The 17,045-nt window shown below is 72.4% G+C and carries 17 protein-coding genes; 9 read left to right on the forward strand and 8 right to left on the reverse strand.

Annotated features, from left to right (window positions below):
• Window positions 1-30: 30 nt before the first annotated feature.
• The 8 genes from ABD385_RS31650 to ABD385_RS31685 are packed head-to-tail and all read right to left on the reverse strand — an operon-like array spanning window position 31 to window position 6,397.
• Complete coding sequence (locus ABD385_RS31650; RefSeq protein ID WP_344582480.1) at window positions 31-843, reverse strand: TIGR03619 family F420-dependent LLM class oxidoreductase; 813 nt, start codon at window positions 841-843, stop codon at window positions 31-33.
• A complete protein-coding gene (locus tag ABD385_RS31655) occupies window positions 840-2,195 on the reverse strand; it encodes a class I adenylate-forming enzyme family protein (protein WP_344582482.1) in 1,356 nt (451 codons plus the stop codon). The genes ABD385_RS31650 and ABD385_RS31655 overlap by 4 nt, the downstream gene beginning before the upstream one ends.
• Window positions 2,192-2,710 carry a polyketide synthase gene (locus ABD385_RS31660; RefSeq protein ID WP_344582484.1) on the reverse strand — a complete coding sequence of 173 codons (519 nt, stop codon included), beginning with the start codon at window positions 2,708-2,710 and terminating at the stop codon, window positions 2,192-2,194. Before ABD385_RS31660 ends, ABD385_RS31655 begins: the two co-directional genes overlap by 4 nt.
• Complete coding sequence (locus ABD385_RS31665) at window positions 2,707-3,816, reverse strand: beta-ketoacyl-[acyl-carrier-protein] synthase family protein (RefSeq protein ID WP_344582486.1); 1,110 nt, start codon at window positions 3,814-3,816, stop codon at window positions 2,707-2,709. Before ABD385_RS31665 ends, ABD385_RS31660 begins: the two co-directional genes overlap by 4 nt.
• Window positions 3,810-4,214, reverse strand: coding sequence for a 3-hydroxyacyl-ACP dehydratase FabZ family protein (locus ABD385_RS31670; RefSeq protein WP_344582488.1), 405 nt, complete (start codon window positions 4,212-4,214; stop codon window positions 3,810-3,812). Before ABD385_RS31670 ends, ABD385_RS31665 begins: the two co-directional genes overlap by 7 nt.
• The gene (locus ABD385_RS31675) at window positions 4,201-4,749 is read right to left on the reverse strand and encodes an acyl-CoA thioesterase (RefSeq protein WP_344582489.1); all 549 of its coding nucleotides are present in this window, start codon (window positions 4,747-4,749) and stop codon (window positions 4,201-4,203) included. Before ABD385_RS31675 ends, ABD385_RS31670 begins: the two co-directional genes overlap by 14 nt.
• A complete protein-coding gene (locus ABD385_RS31680) occupies window positions 4,746-6,131 on the reverse strand; it encodes an aminotransferase class III-fold pyridoxal phosphate-dependent enzyme (RefSeq protein ID WP_344582491.1) in 1,386 nt (461 codons plus the stop codon). The genes ABD385_RS31675 and ABD385_RS31680 overlap by 4 nt, the downstream gene beginning before the upstream one ends.
• Window positions 6,128-6,397: an acyl carrier protein gene (locus ABD385_RS31685; RefSeq protein ID WP_344582492.1), complete on the reverse strand. Its 270-nt coding sequence runs from the start codon at window positions 6,395-6,397 to the stop codon at window positions 6,128-6,130. Before ABD385_RS31685 ends, ABD385_RS31680 begins: the two co-directional genes overlap by 4 nt.
• A gap of 714 nt (window positions 6,398-7,111) precedes the next feature.
• Here ABD385_RS31685 and ABD385_RS31690 point away from each other — a divergent pair.
• From ABD385_RS31690 to ABD385_RS31730, 9 genes are all read left to right on the forward strand, one after another.
• Window positions 7,112-7,627: a nucleoside 2-deoxyribosyltransferase gene (locus ABD385_RS31690; RefSeq protein WP_344582493.1), complete on the forward strand. Its 516-nt coding sequence runs from the start codon at window positions 7,112-7,114 to the stop codon at window positions 7,625-7,627.
• A 1-nt stretch (window position 7,628) separates the two neighbouring features.
• Window positions 7,629-8,540: a beta/alpha barrel domain-containing protein gene (locus ABD385_RS31695; RefSeq protein WP_344582495.1), complete on the forward strand. Its 912-nt coding sequence runs from the start codon at window positions 7,629-7,631 to the stop codon at window positions 8,538-8,540.
• Window positions 8,537-9,319 carry a creatininase family protein gene (locus ABD385_RS31700; RefSeq protein ID WP_344582497.1) on the forward strand — a complete coding sequence of 261 codons (783 nt, stop codon included), beginning with the start codon at window positions 8,537-8,539 and terminating at the stop codon, window positions 9,317-9,319. The genes ABD385_RS31695 and ABD385_RS31700 overlap by 4 nt, the downstream gene beginning before the upstream one ends.
• Complete coding sequence (locus tag ABD385_RS31705; RefSeq protein ID WP_344582498.1) at window positions 9,316-10,614, forward strand: ATP-grasp domain-containing protein; 1,299 nt, start codon at window positions 9,316-9,318, stop codon at window positions 10,612-10,614. Before ABD385_RS31700 ends, ABD385_RS31705 begins: the two co-directional genes overlap by 4 nt.
• On the forward strand, window positions 10,611-12,053 hold the full coding sequence (locus ABD385_RS31710) for an MFS transporter (RefSeq protein WP_344582500.1): 1,443 nt from the start codon (window positions 10,611-10,613) through the stop codon (window positions 12,051-12,053). The genes ABD385_RS31705 and ABD385_RS31710 overlap by 4 nt, the downstream gene beginning before the upstream one ends.
• Window positions 12,054-12,177: 124 nt before the next feature.
• Window positions 12,178-14,124, forward strand: coding sequence for a CASTOR/POLLUX-related putative ion channel (locus ABD385_RS31715; RefSeq protein ID WP_344582501.1), 1,947 nt, complete (start codon window positions 12,178-12,180; stop codon window positions 14,122-14,124).
• Between the two features lie 139 nt (window positions 14,125-14,263).
• A complete protein-coding gene (locus ABD385_RS31720) occupies window positions 14,264-14,584 on the forward strand; it encodes a hypothetical protein (protein WP_344582503.1) in 321 nt (106 codons plus the stop codon).
• A 274-nt stretch (window positions 14,585-14,858) separates the two neighbouring features.
• Window positions 14,859-15,200, forward strand: a complete 342-nt coding sequence (locus tag ABD385_RS31725) for a hypothetical protein (RefSeq protein ID WP_344582505.1) — start codon at window positions 14,859-14,861, stop codon at window positions 15,198-15,200.
• 353 nt (window positions 15,201-15,553) lie between these two features.
• Window positions 15,554-16,960 (forward strand): MFS transporter, encoded by a 1,407-nt coding sequence (locus tag ABD385_RS31730; RefSeq protein WP_344582506.1) that lies wholly within the window; start codon window positions 15,554-15,556, stop codon window positions 16,958-16,960.
• The last annotated feature ends 85 nt before the right edge of the window (window positions 16,961-17,045 follow it).

Genomic DNA, 17,045 nt, shown 5'->3' on the forward strand with positions numbered 1-17,045 from the left:
GGGCCGCCGGGTCGTCGGCGTTCCCTCCGGCTATCCCCTCAACGCCGCGTGCAGGGTTGCCAGTTGGGAGCGATGGTCGGTGGTGACGGTGAGGTGGGTGGCGCCGGCGGACCGCCAGGCATCGGCCAGCGCGCGCCAGGCGTCGGGCCGACCGGGGGCGGGACGGAGGCGGGCCTCCGTCCCGAAGGCGGCCCAGTCACGGCCGGCCTCGGTCACCGCCTTGCGCAGTTCGGCGATCAGTGCGGCACCGCGGCGGGTCCGGTTGGCGAGCAGGCCGGACATGGTGAACCCGTCGGCGAGGGTGGCGATCCGGTGCAGGGCGCCCGGTCTGCCTCCGGTGCGCAGGGTGCCGCCGCCCATCCAGAGCGGGATCGGACGCGGCCGGGGGGTGAGGGTGACTCCGGAGAACGCCACGTGCGCGCCGGCGAACTCCGCGTCCGGCCGCGTCCACAGCAGGCGCAGGGCACGGACCTGTTCCTCGAACAGTGCCGCGCGGGAACCCCGGGCGACGCCGAGCGCGGCGGACTCCGCGGGATCGGCGCCGACGGCGATGCCCAACCGCAGTCGGTCACCGCTGAGGTCGGCGAGCTGTGCGGCCTGCTTGGCGGCGAGCACCACCGGCCGGTGCGGCAGGATCGTCATCGCGGTGGCCAGTTCGATCCGGGTGGTCACGGCGGCCAGGAACGCCACCAGGGTCAGGCTCTCGTAGGCGGGAGTGCGGGAGACGAGGTGTTCCGGGACGGACAGGTGGTCGTACCCGAGGCGTTCCGCGGTCTCGGCGAACGCGCGGAGCTCGCCGGGCGGGAGGCCCGTCGGGACGGTGCAACCGAGGCGGACGGTCATTTGCGGAAGGTCTCCGGGTCGGCGGTGGAGATGAACACCGCGCGGGGGCGTTCGGCGGGCAGGAGTTGGGAGTTGAGGAGGCGTCGCAGCGCCTTCTCGCCGCCGGGCGGGGAGGCGGTGACCGACAGGTGGACGTCGAGCACGTGCGTGCCGTCCTCGTCGACCACTTCGGGCAGGCAGTGCACGACCCCCGGGATGGCGTGCGCGGCCTGGCGGACGGTGTTCAGCGAGACCTTCTCGCCGCGCAGCACCACGAAGTCGGACAGGCGCCCGTGGAAGGTGAGGTAGCCGTCGTCGAGGGAGAAGGCGTCACCCGTGGCGATGGTCCGCGGCGCCAGCAGGACCCGCCCGCTGGACTCCCCGACCCGGCGCAGCAGCACGGTGTCGGACTCGACCAGCAATTCGCCCACGCCGTCCCGCACCTCGCGCAGCGACCCGCGCACGCCGGGCAGCGTGCGGCCGACCGAGCCGTAGCGGTGCGCCGGCTCGGCGTGCGCGGCCAGGGTCGAGACGCGCGGCCCGGCCTCGGTGAGTCCGTAGGTCAGGTACAGCTCCCCGGCGGGGCGCGCGGCCAGCAGGTCCGCCACCTCCGCGGGCGCGAGCCGGTCCCCGCCGACCGCCAGCGTCCGCAGGCCCCGGGGCAGGAATGCGGGGGCGGCCAGCAGTTGGCGGGCGATCGTCGGGGTCACCGACGAATGGGTGACGCCGTGCGTGGTGATCGCGTCGCGGTAGGCGACCGGTGAGAACGGCGGTCCGTCGAGCACCAGCCGCGCCGACGTCAGATACGCGGCGAACGCCTGGGCCACCAGCGCGTAGGAGTAGTACAGCGGCAGGTTCACCAGCAGGGTGTCACCGGCGGTGATGCCGGTGGCGGCGGCGTGCAGGCGGGCGTTGTGCAGCAGCGAGGAGACCCGGTGGACGCAGGCGCTGAACATGCCCGAGGTGCCGGAGGTGGACAGCAGGATCTCGCCCGGCCGGTACGGGGTGGTCGGGTGTCCGGTCGGCACGGCGAACGCGCCGCCCACCGAAGCGCACGGCCCGGTGCCGGTCAGCCGGGTGGTCACCACCACGCCGGCCCCGACGTGCCCGGCCAGTGCGCGCACCCGCTGCCACGGCGTGCTGGGCGGCACGGCCAGCGGCACCAGGCCGAGCAGCAACGACGCGAACTGCACGCGCAGCAGCGCCACTCCGTTGGCCAGGCAGAGCACGACGGCGTCGCCCGGTGCCAGGCCCAGCCCGGCCAGGTCCGCCAGCACGTCGTCCACCCCGCCCGGCGCGGCGCCGGTGCCGGCCGGGGCGCCGTCGACCCGGGACAGGAAGTCGGCCACCGCGGAGCGGGTGAGGCCGTTCACCGGTCCTCCCCGGCACGGGTCAGTACCAGGCAGCAGCACGTTACGCGGTCTCCCTCGGTGGTGTGCAGGCCGACCAGGAGGACGTGCCGGGCGTGGCCGTCCCCGAGCCATCCGGCGATCACGGTGCCCGCCACGGGGGCGGCGGCGTCCGGGTGTCCGGCCAACAGCAGCGACGGCCCGCGCAGCCCGTGGTGCAGGGCGGGCAGCCCGGCCAGCACCCCCGGGTTGGCGCCGGCGAAGCGCAGGGGTGAGACCCGCGAGCGCGGCACCGCGCCGGCGATCCGGCGCATCGTCCGCTCGGTGCCGGTCGCGCTCATCACCAGGATCGCGGTGTCGTCGGCGGCGGCGAGCACGTGCTCCGCGCAGTCCGCCAGTGCCCGGTCCACGGTCTCGGCCACCAGCCAGGCCGCGGGGTCGGCGTAGAAGGACGGTCGGTTCCTCGCGTGCTCACTCGGGTCGTCGGCGACGACCGTTGCCGACCCCAGCACCCGTGTGCCCGGCGGTACGTGCGTCACGCCCTCACCCCTTCGAACAGCAGGCAGGTGTTGAACCCACCGAACCCCAACGTCAGGCTCAAACCGGCGCCGGGGCCCACGGGTTGCGTCGATCCCGTGGCCAGCCGCAGCGGGGCCGCCGGCGTGCGCAGCCCGACGACGGGCGGAACCCTTCGGTGGCGCAGGGCCAGTACCGTCGCCACCGCCTCGATCGCCCCGGTGGCCCCCAGGCTGTGTCCGAACGCCCCCTTGGTGGCGAAGACCAACGGGCCTTCCGTGCCGAAGAGTTGGAGCAGGCTGCGCGCCTCCACCTCGTCGTTGAGCGGGGTCCCGGTCCCGTGCGCGTTGATCACCGCGATGTCCGCGGGGGCCAGGCCGGCTCTCGCCAGGCAGCGTTCCACCGCGCGCACCACGGCGCGTCCGGTGGGGTCCGGTGCGGTGAGCCCGGCGGCGTCGTTGGCCGCGCCGGCGCCGCGCAGCCGGGCGTACGTCCGGGCGCCGCGGGCCCGGGCGGAATCGGGGTGTTCGAGCACCACGAACGCCGCGCCCTCGCCGAGCAGCATGCCGTCGCGGGCCCGGTCGAACGCCCGCAGTTCGGTGGGGCTCATCGTGCCCAGCGCGGAGTGCCCGAGCCGCTTGGCCTCGGTGACCACGTCCACCCCGCCCGCCACGCAGGCGCGCCGCTGGCCCGAGCGCACCAGGGCGTCGGCGACGGCGATCGCATCCGACCCCGCGGAACAGGCGGTCATGACGCACACCGGCGCACCCGGGTGCCCGACGTCCGCCGCCGCGTCGTCGGCCCAGGCATGCAGGGTCGGTTCCTGCTCGTCCAACGACGCGCCGAAGCTGGTGCCCAGCACCAGGGCGACGTCGGGGTCGGCCGGGGACAGGCCGGCGTCGGCGAACGCGCAGCGCAGCGCCCGTCCGGCGAGGACCCGCTGGCGCTCGCCCGGCGCCCTGGCGTACGGCACCGACGCGATGACGGCCGCGACGGTGTTGCGCAGCGGGTGCGGCGAGTCGACGGGCGCCAGGCCCGAGTCGCCGGCGCACAGGCGCCGCCACACCGCCTCCCGGTCGCGGCCCAGCGGGGTGTCCCAGGCCAGCCCCGTGATCACCGGGGTCACCACGGCCGGGCTCCCGCGGGCTGTACCGTCACCCGGCTCATCGCGCCGCGGAACCCGGCGACCGAGCGGTCTTCGACGGTGACCGCGGCGGAGAAGGAGAAGGTGTGGCCGGACAGCCGGTCCGCGCGCACGTCGAGCACGACCTGGTCGCCGGGCACGACCGGCGCGAGGAAGCGGGACTTGACCGTGCCCACCAGGGTCACCTCGTCGTCGGCGAGCGGGGCGCTGCTCAACTGGTAGAGCAGTACGCCGGATTGGGCGAACGCCTGCATGGTGTGGCTGCCGGGCAGGATCACCCCCGGGGTCAGGCCGCGCTCGGGCAGGTGTCCGCAGAGTGCGCCCATCTCGGCCGAGACCGCGAACATGCTGCGCAGGAACACGCCCGGTTCATGGTCCAGCACCCGGTCGATGAACAGGCGGGGATGGCGTCCGCGCACCAGGGCGGCGATGGCCGAGGTGCCCAGTGGTCGCGCCGCGCGGACCGGGGTGGGAGGGGGTGCCGCTTCGTTCGTGTGCCGCATCGGGGGCGATTCCTCTCAGTGTCTTTCGCAGCGGCGCCGGCAGCGGGACCGGGCGCCGGGTGCCGGGGTCGACGGCGGCGAAGGCCAGGTCGCCGGTCACCAAGGGGGTGCGCAGGCCGTCCGGCTCGGCACGCAGCAGGCGTACGGCGAGCGCGAACCAGGCGGCGCCGACGTGGTCGACCCGGGTGTCCGCGACGATCACGTCGCGGTACACCGCGCTGTTGAGGTAGGTCACCCGCAGGTCCGTGGCCACCAGGTCGACGCCCGCCGCGCTGAAGGCGGTCAGGCCCGCGTGGTGCGCTTCGAGGTGTTCGGTGCCCGCGGTCTCCATCAGGGAGGCGTAGCGGGAGAAGTGCACGATCCCGGTCGCGTCCGTGTCGACGTGCTCGATCCGGGTGCAGAACCCCCCGCTCACCGCAGCGCCCGGGCGCCCGCCGCCACCCGGTCCACGATCTCGTGGGCCTGGCTCGCGGTGGCGTTCAGCGGCAGCACGATGCGCAGGGTGGGATGGACGTAGCGCCGGCCGCCGGAGCGCTTCCCCGCGCCCGCCATGAACTCCGCGTACACCCCGGCTTCGATCAATGCGCTGCGCAGCTCGCCGATCCGGTCCGCCGCCGCGGCACTCAACTCCACGCCGAGCATGGCGCCGGTGCCGCGGACCTCGGTGAACACGTCGGGGTGGTCGTCCACCAAGGCGTGGTCCAGATGCTCGGTGAGGTGCGCGCCGAGGTCCGCGGAGTCTTGCAGGAGCCCTTCGGCCGCGATGTGCTCGATGCCGTCGCGGATCACCGCGCAGTTCAGCGGGCGCAGGTCGGAGGTGGTCACGGCGCCGGAGGAGCGGACGGCCAGTTCCCTGCGGGCGATCACCATCGACGTGGACACCGCGCCCATGCCCAGGAACTTCCCGATCACGGTGATGTCGGTGGGCACCGGCCCGTCGGCGTCGCGCATGGCGAACCAGTCGCCGGTCTTGGCGAACGTCAGCACCTCGTCGGCCACGAGGAGCACGCCGGCGGCGGTGCACCGCCGTGCGAGGTCGCGCAGGTAGCCGGGCGGGGGCGCGAGGATGCCCGCGTCGCCCTGGATCGGCTCGACCACGACGGCCAGCAGCCGGTCCGCCGACGCGGCGAAGTAGTCCGCCAGGGCGTCGGGGTCGCCGAACGGGAGGTGGTCGACCCGGACGCCGTACGGGCCTGCGGCCTCCGGCGTCGGCAGTCCGGCCCGGTAGTACCTGCGGTTGAGCAGCGGCACCAGCCCGCCGGTCCAGCCGTGCCAGGCACCTTGGAACGCCAGGACGGTGTCGCGCCGTTCCTTGCCCGGGTGGTGGCGCAGCCGCCGGCCGTCGAACCGGGACTCCAGCACGAGCCGCAGCGCCAGCTCGTTCCCCTCCGACCCGGAGTTGCGGCCGCTGACGTGGTAGTTCCCGACGGGGAAGTGCGCGGTCCACAGCCCGTCGGGGCCGAGGAGCCGGTCGAGGAGTGCGGCCCGCTCCAGCGAGCCCAGTTCGTCGGTGACGTTGCCGACGCCGGTGCCGCGGGCCAGTGCGGCGCGCACGACGGGGTGCCCGCCGCCCAGGGTGGCGCTGGCGTAGCCGGCGCTGGCGTCCAGCAGTCGCAGTCGCCGGCCCCGGCGCGCCGGGTCCAGGTCGACCACGTCGAGTTCCAGGCCGCGCCCGCCCACGCAGGCGAACGGCAGCCGCGCGGTGCCGTAGTGGTTCAGCTGGAGGTCCGTGCCGCGCGCGAGCACACCGGTTGGTTCCCCGGGGCGGTCGTCGCGGGCGACCGGGGTCGCGGTCACGAGACGGCCGGGGGGCGGCCGGCCCCCGACAGGCGTTCGACCAGGGCGAGCACGTCGCCGAGGGTGGCCAACTCCCCGGCGGCGACGGCCTCGTCGGGGATGTCGATGCCGAACGCCTCCTCGCACTGCACGCGCAGCTCCACGAACCCCAGGGAGTCCATGCCGTAGCTCTCGCGCAGGCTGTCGTCGAGCTGCATCTTGTCGATCGGCACTTCCACCAGCACATCGGAATGCAGAATGCGTTTGATGGTCTGCAATGAGTTCACCAGGAGTTTCCCCTCTGGGCGGGTTCATCCAGTCTGGGTGGGTTCATCGAAAAGTCCACGGCCGGCGCCCGGCGCATGGAAAAGGAAGGGAGATGAGAACGCGGCAACGGTCCGGCCGAAGGCAGGTCGGCCCCCATCGAAAACATGATGGCGCCGACCGTGCACGCTTATCGAAGCTAGTTGAGGATTTGCGAACCTGTCAACGCGCCCTCTGATTTTGCTCGTTGGATACTTTTCGGTGTGCGACGTTCACAAGGGCCTTGCACACGAGTTCGGCGGCGTTTCGGCCATGCCCGTCCGGTGGCGAATAGCACCGCGGAACGGAACCCCTTGAGCGACCCTCCGCGCCCACGGAATCACCGCGGCGGGCATCGATCGAGGGTGGTCGGGCCCCATTTCCGGTCGATCGTTATGAACCATATGCGTAATTTGCTGTAAATTTTCAGCTGGCGTAGATGGGGCTTGTCGACCCGAATCACCCCTGACTAGCCTTTAGTCGTCTATTTGCCTACCTGGTGCACGCCGCGTGCGGGACGAGGAGGCAACCGGGCAGCCCGGTGACACCACCGGGTTTCGCGCCCGGAGTCCCTGCGATTCACCGCAAGCGCATTATGTGATTGCGCTGCCTATTCCCCTCCCTGCCGGTGGCCGAAGTCCGCCCGATTTCCCGGCCGTTGGCCGTTGGCAGAACCTTTCAAAGGAACCGCGAAAGCCATGAGTGTCACCTCCGACGCCCTGCGCGGCGTCACCCTGTTCGTCGGCGGCCCGATCCAGCACGCCCTGGTGCCCGGTGGAATGGCGACGCCCATCCGCGAATGCCTGAGTCAGGCCATCGACCAATCGCGCCGGGCCGGTGCCACCGTGCTCTCCGCACACGTGGCGGAGAAGTTCGGCGCCGACACCGCCTCGTTCACCCCCGACCAGGTGTCGGTGCGCGACTACGCGTGGATGCGCGAGTGCGACGTGTTCGTGCCGGTCCTCCCGGTGCTCGACGGCACCCTGCTGCGCACCGACGGCACGCACATCGAACTGGGGTGGGCCAGCGCCCTGGGCCGCCCCATCGTGGGCATCACCGACCAACCCTTCGCCGAGTCGGCCAGCCACCTCCTCAAGGGCCTCGCCAAGGTGGCCGCCGCCACGTTCCTGTCCGCCAAGGAGATCGCCGCCGACCCGGCACTCCTCGTCGACGGCGTGCTCACGGCCCTGGGCCGGACCAGGACGGCGGTCTGACGTGGCGAGGGCGACACGCGTGCTGGGGCTGGAGCTGGCCAATCCGGTCGTGGTCGGATCCGGCCTGCTCACCGACCAGGAGCGGAACATCCGCAGACTGCTGCACTCCGGCGCGGGCGCGGTGGTCACCAAGACCATCCACCCCAACCCACCGACCGGCCTGGACGAGCGCATCGTCCGGCTGCCCACCGGAATGATCAACAGCACCACCTACTCCAAGCGGTCCGTCGACCACTGGGTGGGCATCCTGCGCGACCTGGCGCGGGACCGGCTCCCCGTCATCGCGTCGCTGCACGCCGACAGCCCGGCGGAACTGGCCGCGCTGGCGGCCCAGGTGGAGACGACGGGCTGCCGGGCGCTGGAACTCGGCATCTCCTGCCTCAACGAGCAGGACGGCCTCGACGACGTCCCCGAGCGGGTGCACGCCTACACCGCGGCCACCCGCGCCGCGACCCGACTGCCGTTCTCGGTCAAGCTGGCCAGCGGCGAAGGCGTCCAGGACCGGGCCTTCGCGGCCGCCCGGGCCGGCGCGGACGCGGTGACCATCAGCGACACCCTGCCGGCCGCCGCCGTGCACGCGGAGACCGGCGACCTCCGCCTCGGCGGCGTGTTCGGCTACTCCGGACCGGGCATCAAACCGCTCGTCCTGGCCTCCCTGTGGAAGCTGCGCCGCGCCGGATTCCCGCTGCCCCTGCTGGGCTCCGGCGGCGTGCAGTCGGGCCGCGACGTCCACGACTACCTGCGGGTCGGCGCGGTGGCGGCCCAGGTCTACACCGCTCTGCACACCGACATGAGCCCCACGCTCGTCCGCATCGTCGCCGAGACCGCCGGCTCGCCCCGCACCGACCACGACCCCGAACCCGTCACCCAACCCGCCACCGAAGCCGACCGGTCCCGGCAGGTGCGGTCGTGACCCCCCGGTCGGCCGGGCCGCACCTGTGCGACCTGAGCAGCGCCGAGGTCCTGACGGCCACCGCCGGACGGACCGTGGTGTGGCCGGTGGGATCCGTCGAACAGCACGGTCCGCACCTGCCGCTGTCCGTGGACACCCTCCTCGCCGACGCCTTCGCCCGGCAGATCGCCCACGAGTTGAACGCCCTGACCCTGCCGGTGCAGTCCATCGCCGCGCGGTCGTTGCCGCAGAGCGGCGGCGGACTGGCCTTCCCCGGCACCATCCACGTACGGGGCGGCTCGCTGCTGGCCTTCCTGGAGGACGCGCTGGAGTCGTTGTGCGCCCTGCCGTGGCACCGGCTGCTGATCGTCAACGGCCACTTCGAGAACGAACCGTTCCTGTTCGAGGCCCTCGACGAGGTGGGGCGCCGGCCGGTCGCCGCGGGCAAGGAGTTCCTCGCACTGAGCTGGTGGAGCCTGGTCGACACGGACTGGCTGGCCGGCCGGGTGCCGCTCTTTCCGGGCTGGCACGCCGAGCACGCGGGGCTCACCGAGACCAGCCTGATGCTGTACCTCCGCCCGGACCTGGTCTCGGCCGCCCGACCGGACCACGCCGACCCGCCCCGCCCGGGCGTCTACCTGCACCCCGTCGACGTGGACCGCACGACCAACCAAGGCGTCCTGTCGAGCACGTCGAACGCCACCGCCGCCCTCGGCAAGGACCTCTTCCGGCACGTGGTCGCGGCCGCGGTCGCCCTGGTGTCCGAGGGCAACGGACTGCTACGCGAGGAGACATCATGACCACGCCCACCCTCTGCGTGTGCAACGCGGTCGACACCCTGCACGACTTCGCGGTCCGCGCCGACGACGTCGAGCAACTGCTGTCGGAGTGCTACGCCCAGCAGGACCAGGCCCTGTTCTGGGGCCCGTTGGACAAGATGCTCATCACCTACGAGCCGATCGGGGACCTGGACTGGCAACGGAAGTTCCTGGAGATCGACGGCGTGGTGAACCTCAGCCCGGCGGGCCGCACCGGCTCGCTGTTCGCCGACGCGCTCGCCGATCCCGAGTTGATGGCCGCGGTGGTCGCCCACGCGGGTCCGGGCCGCAGGCTGCGGCTGGTCCCGCACACCACCACCACCGACCTGTGGCGGTTCGCCGAAGCCCTGCGCAGCACCTACGGCCTGGTGGTCGAGTTGCCCGAGAGCCCGCCGCAGCAGGGCCTGCGCGACCTGTTGGACACCAAGACGGGCCTGCGCGACCTCGCCACCGACCTCGGCCTGACCCACGGGCCCTGCCGCATCCCGACCGGTACGCACTGCTCGGCCAAGCACGAGCTGCCCGCCGCGGTGCACGGCATGCTCGCGACCGGCACGCCGTGCATCGTCAAGCCGGACCGCGGGGAAGCCAGCCTCGGACTGCTGATCTTCCGGCCGTGCGACGACGACGACGTCGCCGCCCGCCTGGCCGCGAGCACCTTCTACGACGAAGACCAGGTGGTGGTCGAGGAGTTCCTCGACGGCGACGTCTGCTTCCCGTCCGTGGAGTACATGGTGCCCGCGGACGCCCCACCGCACCTGTGCTACACGACCGACATGCTGTTCGAGGGCGCCACGCACCTGCGCGGCAACGTCACCGCGCGGGAACTGCGGGAACGTTGGTGGTACCGCCCGCTGACCGAGGGCGGACAGCGGCTGGCCGAGGAGATGCAACGGCGCGGCTACCGCGGACGCTTCGGCATCGACGCGATCGGCCGCGACGGCGTCGTCTACCTGCACGACCTCAACGCCCGACGCACCGGGTCGAGCCACGTCCACGAGTTCGGCGCGCACCTCATCGGCCCCGACTACCTCGACACCCACGCGGTCGGCAACTACGACTTCTACGGGCTGCCGACCGGCCTGGACCTGCCGGACGTGCTGCGCCTACTCGGACCGCTCGTCGCCTCGCCCCGACACGCCGGGCGCGGTGTGGTGCCAACCGAGCTGACGGATCTGCGAACTGGCAGACTGAGCTGCATGTTCTACGCCCCGAACCTGGCCGAGTTGCACGACCTCATCGTCGGAGTCAAGGCGGCTCTGAGCCCGGACCGGTGATCGACACGCTGCCCGTGGTCGGGGCGCGACGCTGGCTGGTGCTGGCCGTGGTGCTGCTGTGCTTCCTGCCCGCGGCCATGGACGTCACCATCCTCACCATCACCGTCCCGACACTCGCCCACGACCTGCACGCGTCCCCACCCGAACTGCTGTGGACCGTCGACGTCTACTCGCTGCTGATGGTCGGACTGGTGCTGGTGAGCGGCCCGTTGGGCGACCGGATCGGACACAAGCGGCTGCTGTTGGTGGGGTTGGCGGTGTTCAGCGCGGCCTCGGCGCTGTGCGCGGCGGCAACGGGGCCGCTGACCCTGATCGGAGCCCGGGCGCTGCTGGCCGTCGGCGCGTCGATGATCATCCCGGCCACGCTGGCGCTCATCCGGCAGACGTTCGGCGACGGCCGCGACCACGCGGTGGCCATCGGGGCCTGGAGCGCCGTCGCCGCCGGGGCCTCGGCCCTGGGACCGGTGGTCGGCGGCCTCCTGCTCCAACACTTCTGGTGGGGCTCGATCTTCCTCGTCAACCTGCCGATCGTGGCACTGGCCGTGCCCGCCGTGATGCTGCTGCTGCGCAACGAGGTCGAGTCCGAGCGACAACCCTGGGAAGCCACCTCGCCCCTGCTGTCGATCGTGGGGTTCCTGGGCTGCGCCTACACCATCATCGCCGTCACCCACGACGGCGTCGGAGCGCTGGAGCTGGCCCTGCCGGCCGTGTTGGGCCTGGGCGCCCTGGTGCTGTTCGTGCGGCGCCAGCAGCGCGCGCCGCACCCGATGCTGGACCTGTCCCTGTTCCGGCTGCCGGGACTGCGCGCCGGAGTGGTGGCCTCGGTGCTGCCGGTGCTGGTGATGGTCGGCTTCGAACTCCAACTGGTGCAGTACCTCCAGTTCGTCAACGGACTGTCGGCGGAGGACGCCGCGCTGTACCTGATCCCGATGCCGGCGGCCGCGATGGTGGCGGGCCCGGTGGGCGGCATGGTCCTCTCCCGTGTGGGACGCCCGCGGGTGGACGTCCCCGCCGGCCTGCTGCTCGCGGTGGCCGGGTACGTCCTGGTCGCGTCCGGCACGCTCGTCCCGCTCGGGCTCGCCCTGATCGGATTCGGGCACGGCCTGGTCCAGATGGTCGCCTCGAACCTCATCATGTCCACCGCGCCCTCCTCCCAGGCAGGCGCGGCGGCGGGCATCGAGTCCGTCGCCTACGAGGCCGGGGCCGGCCTGGGGATCGCCATCTTCGGCACAGTCACCGCGGTGGCCTACCGCGCGCTCCTCCCGCCGGGCACCTCGACGTCCCCGCTGGACGCCGGCACCACCCCGCAGACGGCCCGGGCGTTCGCCGACGCCTTCCACACCGCCACGTGGCTGGCCGCCGCCCTCACCCTCGCTACGCTCTTCCTCGCCACCCCGAAATCCGCGGCGGCGCCCCCGCCGCCCGAGCATCCCGGGTAGCCGCTCGGGTCCGCTGCGCCCGCGCACCGCGCCATGACGTCACGTCAACTCGTCGCGTTGACGATAGGTTTGACGGATGCGCAACAGCGCAAGTGACCTCATCGGGTGAAGGGGAAGGTCTTCCGTGGCACGTGCGAGACTGCGGGACCGGTTGCGGTACTGGTTCGACGGCACGATGGACCGGGGGACGCCGGCCCTGATCGGCTGGCTGGGCCTCGCCTCGGTCGCGTTGATCGCCGTGGTGACGGTGCTGGTGGTGGTGTTCACCAACTCGGACACCGAGAAGAACGGCGGCTGGCTGGGCGTGGCCTGGATGAGCCTGCTCCGCACGCTCGATCCCGGCACGATGGGCGGGGACACCGGCGGGCCGGTGTTCCTGGGCCTGATGCTGACGGTGACGATCGGCGGGATCTTCATCGTCAGTGCGCTGATCGGTGTGCTGACCACCGGCCTGGAGGCCCGGATCCAGGAGCTGCGCAAGGGCAAGTCACGGCTGATCGAGCACGAGCACACCATCGTGCTGGGCTGGTCGGAGCAGGTCTTCACGGTCATCGCGGAACTGGTGGAGGCCAACCAGAGCGAACGGCGTTCCTGCGTGGTGATCCTCGCCGACCGCGACAAGGTCGCGATGGAGGACGCGATCCGGCGGCGGATCCCGGAGACCGGCCGGACGCGGGTGGTCTGCCGCTCCGGAAGCCCCCTGCAACGGGCCGACCTGGAGTTGGTGAGCCTGGACGCGGCCAAGTCCGTCATGGTGCTGCCGCCGGTCGGGGACGACAGCGACACCGACGTCATCAAGGTCCTGCTGCTCCTCAACAGCCGCCCGTGGAAGGGGACTCGACCGAACATCGTGGCGGCGGTGCAGAATTCGCCGAACCTCGCGGCGGCCCGACTGGCGGCCGGCGAGGAAGCGCTGGTGATCGACGCCGAGGACATCGCCGTGCGCCTGATCGTCCAGTCCCACCGACAGTCCGGCCTGTCCACCGTCTTCAACGAACTCCTCAGCTTCGTCGGCAACGAGTTCTATCCGTACCCCGCCACCGCCCTGGCCGGCACCGGCTACGGGGCGGCCCTCGACCGGTTCGACCTCGGCATTCCGGTCGGCCTGCGCAGGGCCGACGGCACGACCCTGATCAACCCCCCGATGGACACCGTCATCGGCAGCACGGACCAGGTGCTGGTGATCGCCGAGGACGACATCCTCATCCGGCTGGCGGAGGCCCGCCCGCACGTCGTCGCGTCGGCGATCGCGCCGCCCGCCGACCGGCTGCCGGTCCCCGACCGCACCCTCGTGATCGGGTGGAACTCCCGCGGCGCCAAAATCGTCCGGCTGCTGGACCGCCTGGTGGAGCCCGGTGCGCTGCTCGACGTCGCGGCATTGCGTCCCCCCGCCGAGGACCTCCGGGACCAGTTGGCGCACCTCACGGTCGGCTACCAGCCCTGCGAACCGACCCTCCGGCCGTCCCTGGAGTCCCTGGGCCTGGACCGCTACAGCCACATCATCGTCCTCACCGACGACGACATCGACCCCGAACGCTCCGACGACCGCGCCCTGGTGACCCTGCTGCACCTGCGCGACATCGCCATCCGGACCGCCAATCCGTATTCGATCGTCACCGAGATGAACAGCGACGCCAACCGGGAGATCGCCCAGGTCACCAAGGCGGACGACTTCATCGTCAGCACCAAGATCATCAGCCTTGTGCTGACCCAACTCACCGAGGACCGGGCCCTGCACGCCGTGTTCACCGACCTCTTCGACCCGGAGGGCTCGGAGATCTACCTCAAGCCGGCCGCCAACTACCTCACCCCAGGCACCACGGCGAACTTCAGCACCGTCATCGAGGCCGCCCGCCAACGCGGCGAGACCGCCATCGGCTACCGGCTCGCCCGGCACGGCGACGCACCCCCGACCTACGGCGTGGTCCTCAACCCCGCGAAGGCCGAACCGCTGGTGCTGGGCGAGGGCGACGCCATCGTGGTGCTCGCCGAGGACGGCCGGGTGACGGCGAACGTCCCCGGCCCGCGGAAGGAGCAGGGCAAGGTCGGCCCCGGGCTACCACGTCCGTAGCAAGACCCGATCCCGACGACCGTCCCCCTCCCCCACCCAGGCACCACGTCCGCACGGGTTCGTGCCGCCCCAGAGGGTTGCAGAGTTGCGCAGTTGGGAAAGTGTTTTACGCATTGACTCATTTTCTGGGAGGTCTTAGGTGGCGCGAGGCAGGATGTCGTCGGTCGGCAGCACCAATCTGCACGTCGGGGCGGCCGTCGCGGAGATCGAGGGCCTGTACACCGCGCTGCGCGGTGCGCGCGACGAGCACCACCGGGAACGCATCCTGGCCGACCTCGCCGAGGCCGGTCGGCGACTCACCGCCCGCACGCACCCCGCGCCGGGCAACCGGGCGGCCCTCCGGCCGCGTTCGCGCTGGGAGCGCAGGCGCCTGCTGGCCGCCCGCGGCGCCGACCTGGTGGCGACCTTCGCCACGGGCGGCGGCCGGGGCCGCTGGCCCCGCCTCAGGAACAGGCCGTAGCGGCACCGCACCCCGCCGGGCTGACCAACCGTCAGCCCGGCTTGGCCGACGGCCCCGCCGGACCGCACCCCTCACCCCACTTCATGTAAAGCTGCCGATATTCCCGTGACCGGCAAAGGGTGCGGGTTATCCGATAAGCGCGAGCGGGCCGCATTACGGCAGACGTGAAATTCCGCGTGTCAACCCGGAGTTGGAACGCATTCCGCACTAGCTTTCATAGCCGTACGAAGTCGATCGCCTTCCGATCGCTTCCGTTCAACCTACCGGAGATGAAATGCGCAAGCTTCGCAAGGCCGCCGTGGTGATCGCCGTTCTGGGCAGCGTCGGCTTCCTCGGCGCCGGCCCCGCAATCGCCCATGGTGGGAGCCAGGGCGGGACGAACTCCTTCTCCAGCGACGGGGAAGAGGGCGGCAAGAGGGGCGGGAGGGACGGGATCTTCGGCGTCACCCAGGCCACCCAGTGCCGGTCGCACGACCTGAACATCGACGTCCTCGGTGCGGTCGGCCTCCTCGACGGCGCGCTGGGGAACGCACTCAACGGCGAGGGCTCGGCCGGTTCGCAGCAGACCAAGATGGGCTCCGACATGGGGTGCAACAACGGCGCCTTCCAGAAGTAGGCAGGCAAGCAAGTAAGCAAGGGCGAAACGCCCCGGTGTCGAGCTACCGCCTCGGCACCGGGGCTCGCTGCTGACAGGCGGCATTTCGCCGAGGGCGCGCTTCGATCTCCCGGCCGATTCCGCGCGACGGCGTTGCACGGAATGCGGCGCCCGCCGTTCCGCCAACTTCCCGGCGAGCAGCCCGAGTTCGAGTGGGATGTGCGGGGGGGGGTGAGAGGTCGGGACTCCACGCCCATGCCGGCTGCTAGCGTGGGCTCGTGCCGGAAACAGACAAGGTGCGCCGTCGCTGAGAGCGGCGGCGCAAACAACCCGGTTGTCGTCGTCGCTCCTGAGCCCTGGCCAGGAGCGCCTTCGTGGTGCTCGGACTCCCCTTGTTCCGGAGCGCATCCGTGTTCGTCCTGTCCGTTCGTCAACGTCGGCGCGTCCTCGTGGCCGCCCTCCTCTCCGATGCGGTGTTTCCGCTCGCCATCACCGGTGCGACGGCAGCCGTCCCCGAAGTGACGGCGCAGATGCCCGGTGCAAAGGCACTGGGGCCGTGGATCGTCCTCGCCTACAACGGGCTGTTCGCGGCGGCCCTGCTGCTGGCCGGAGCGCGCGCTGATCGCAGCGCCCGCACCCGCTTCTTCGCCGTGGGCAATGCCGTCGTCGCCGCCACCGGCATGCTGTCCGCCCTCGCGCCGGACGTGCCCTCGCTGGTGGCGCTGCGGGCGGTGGCCGGGGTCGGGGCGGCGATGTGTGCCGCCGGTGGATCGTCCATGGTCCTGGCCGTGTACCCGCCGCAGGAGCGGCGCCGGGTGTACGGCTACGCGGGCGCCGTGCTGGGCAGCAGCCTGGCGTTGGGGCCCGCCGTTGCCCAGGTGCTCATGGCCGCCGGCGGCTGGCCGCTCGTCTTCGCCGCTCCGGGCGGCGTGGCCGCGCTCGCGGCGTTGGGCGCGGTCGGGCTTCCCGCCCTGCGCAGTGCGAAGCCGTCCGAAGCGTTCGACCTCGCCGGGGCCGTGCTCTTCGGGGTGGTCGTCGCCGCCGTGGTGACCGCACTCGGACTGGGCTTCGGGGCGGGCGTCCCGTGGTGGGGGCCGGCCGGGCTCCTGGGGCTCGCGGCGGCCGGCGTGGCCCGCCTCGTCCGGCTGGAACGGCGCGCGCCCGCCCCCGCGATTCCCCTGGACCTGTTGCGGATCCCCGCCTACCGCGCGTACGCGGTGGCGACGGGTGCGTTGATGGGAATGCTCGTGGTCGGGCTGACGGTGCTCCCGCAGCTCGGTTCGGCGCACGGCATGGGTCCGGGCCAGGCAGGGGCCATGCTCAGCCTCCTGACCGTGCCGTCGACGGTCCTGCCGCTGCTGGCCGCCCGGCTCGCACGTCGCCTGGCCCGGTGGTTGGTGACGACGGCCCTGTCGGCCTGTGCCGCCACCGCAGTCGTCCTCCAGGTCGCCGACCGGCCGGCGGCCCTGCTCGTCGCGGCGGGGGTGGTGGGGCTCGCCCTCGGACTGACCGAAGGCGTACCGGACGGACAGGCGCTGCGGTACGTGCCCTCCCGGCACGGCGGGGCGGGCGCCGCGCTGTTCAGTACGACGCGGATGACGTTGGAGACGTTGGTCCTGGCCGCCGCGACCGGAGTGATGACGGCCCTGGGGCCCGTCTCCGGGATGGCCGTCGCCGGTGCCGGATGCCTGGCCGCCGCCCTCGTCGTCCGGCAGGCCGTCCCCGCGCGGGCCGCCTCGCCGGCGGAAAACGGTGGTGGGCTCGGCGCATCGCCCGGTTAGAGTCGCGGGGTGCCCGAACTCACGCGGCTGCACGCCGGCCGTTCCCCCGCGGTCCTGGCTTTCGAGTGGGCGGACCGTGCGTACT

The organism is Streptomyces lunalinharesii (assembly GCF_039532155.1).
GTDB classification, from domain to species: domain Bacteria; phylum Actinomycetota; class Actinomycetes; order Streptomycetales; family Streptomycetaceae; genus Streptomyces; species Streptomyces lunalinharesii.

Excerpts from the sequence above, each read along its gene's own strand:
- ABD385_RS31650 (WP_344582480.1), bottom strand. The coding sequence starts at position 843 with ATGACCGTCCGCCTCGGTTGCACCGTCCCGACGGGCCTCCCGCCCGGC.
- ABD385_RS31690 (WP_344582493.1), top strand. The coding sequence starts at position 7,112 with ATGAGTGTCACCTCCGACGCCCTGCGCGGCGTCACCCTGTTCGTCGGC.
- ABD385_RS31705 (WP_344582498.1), top strand. The coding sequence starts at position 9,316 with ATGACCACGCCCACCCTCTGCGTGTGCAACGCGGTCGACACCCTGCAC.
- ABD385_RS31725 (WP_344582505.1), top strand. The coding sequence starts at position 14,859 with ATGCGCAAGCTTCGCAAGGCCGCCGTGGTGATCGCCGTTCTGGGCAGC.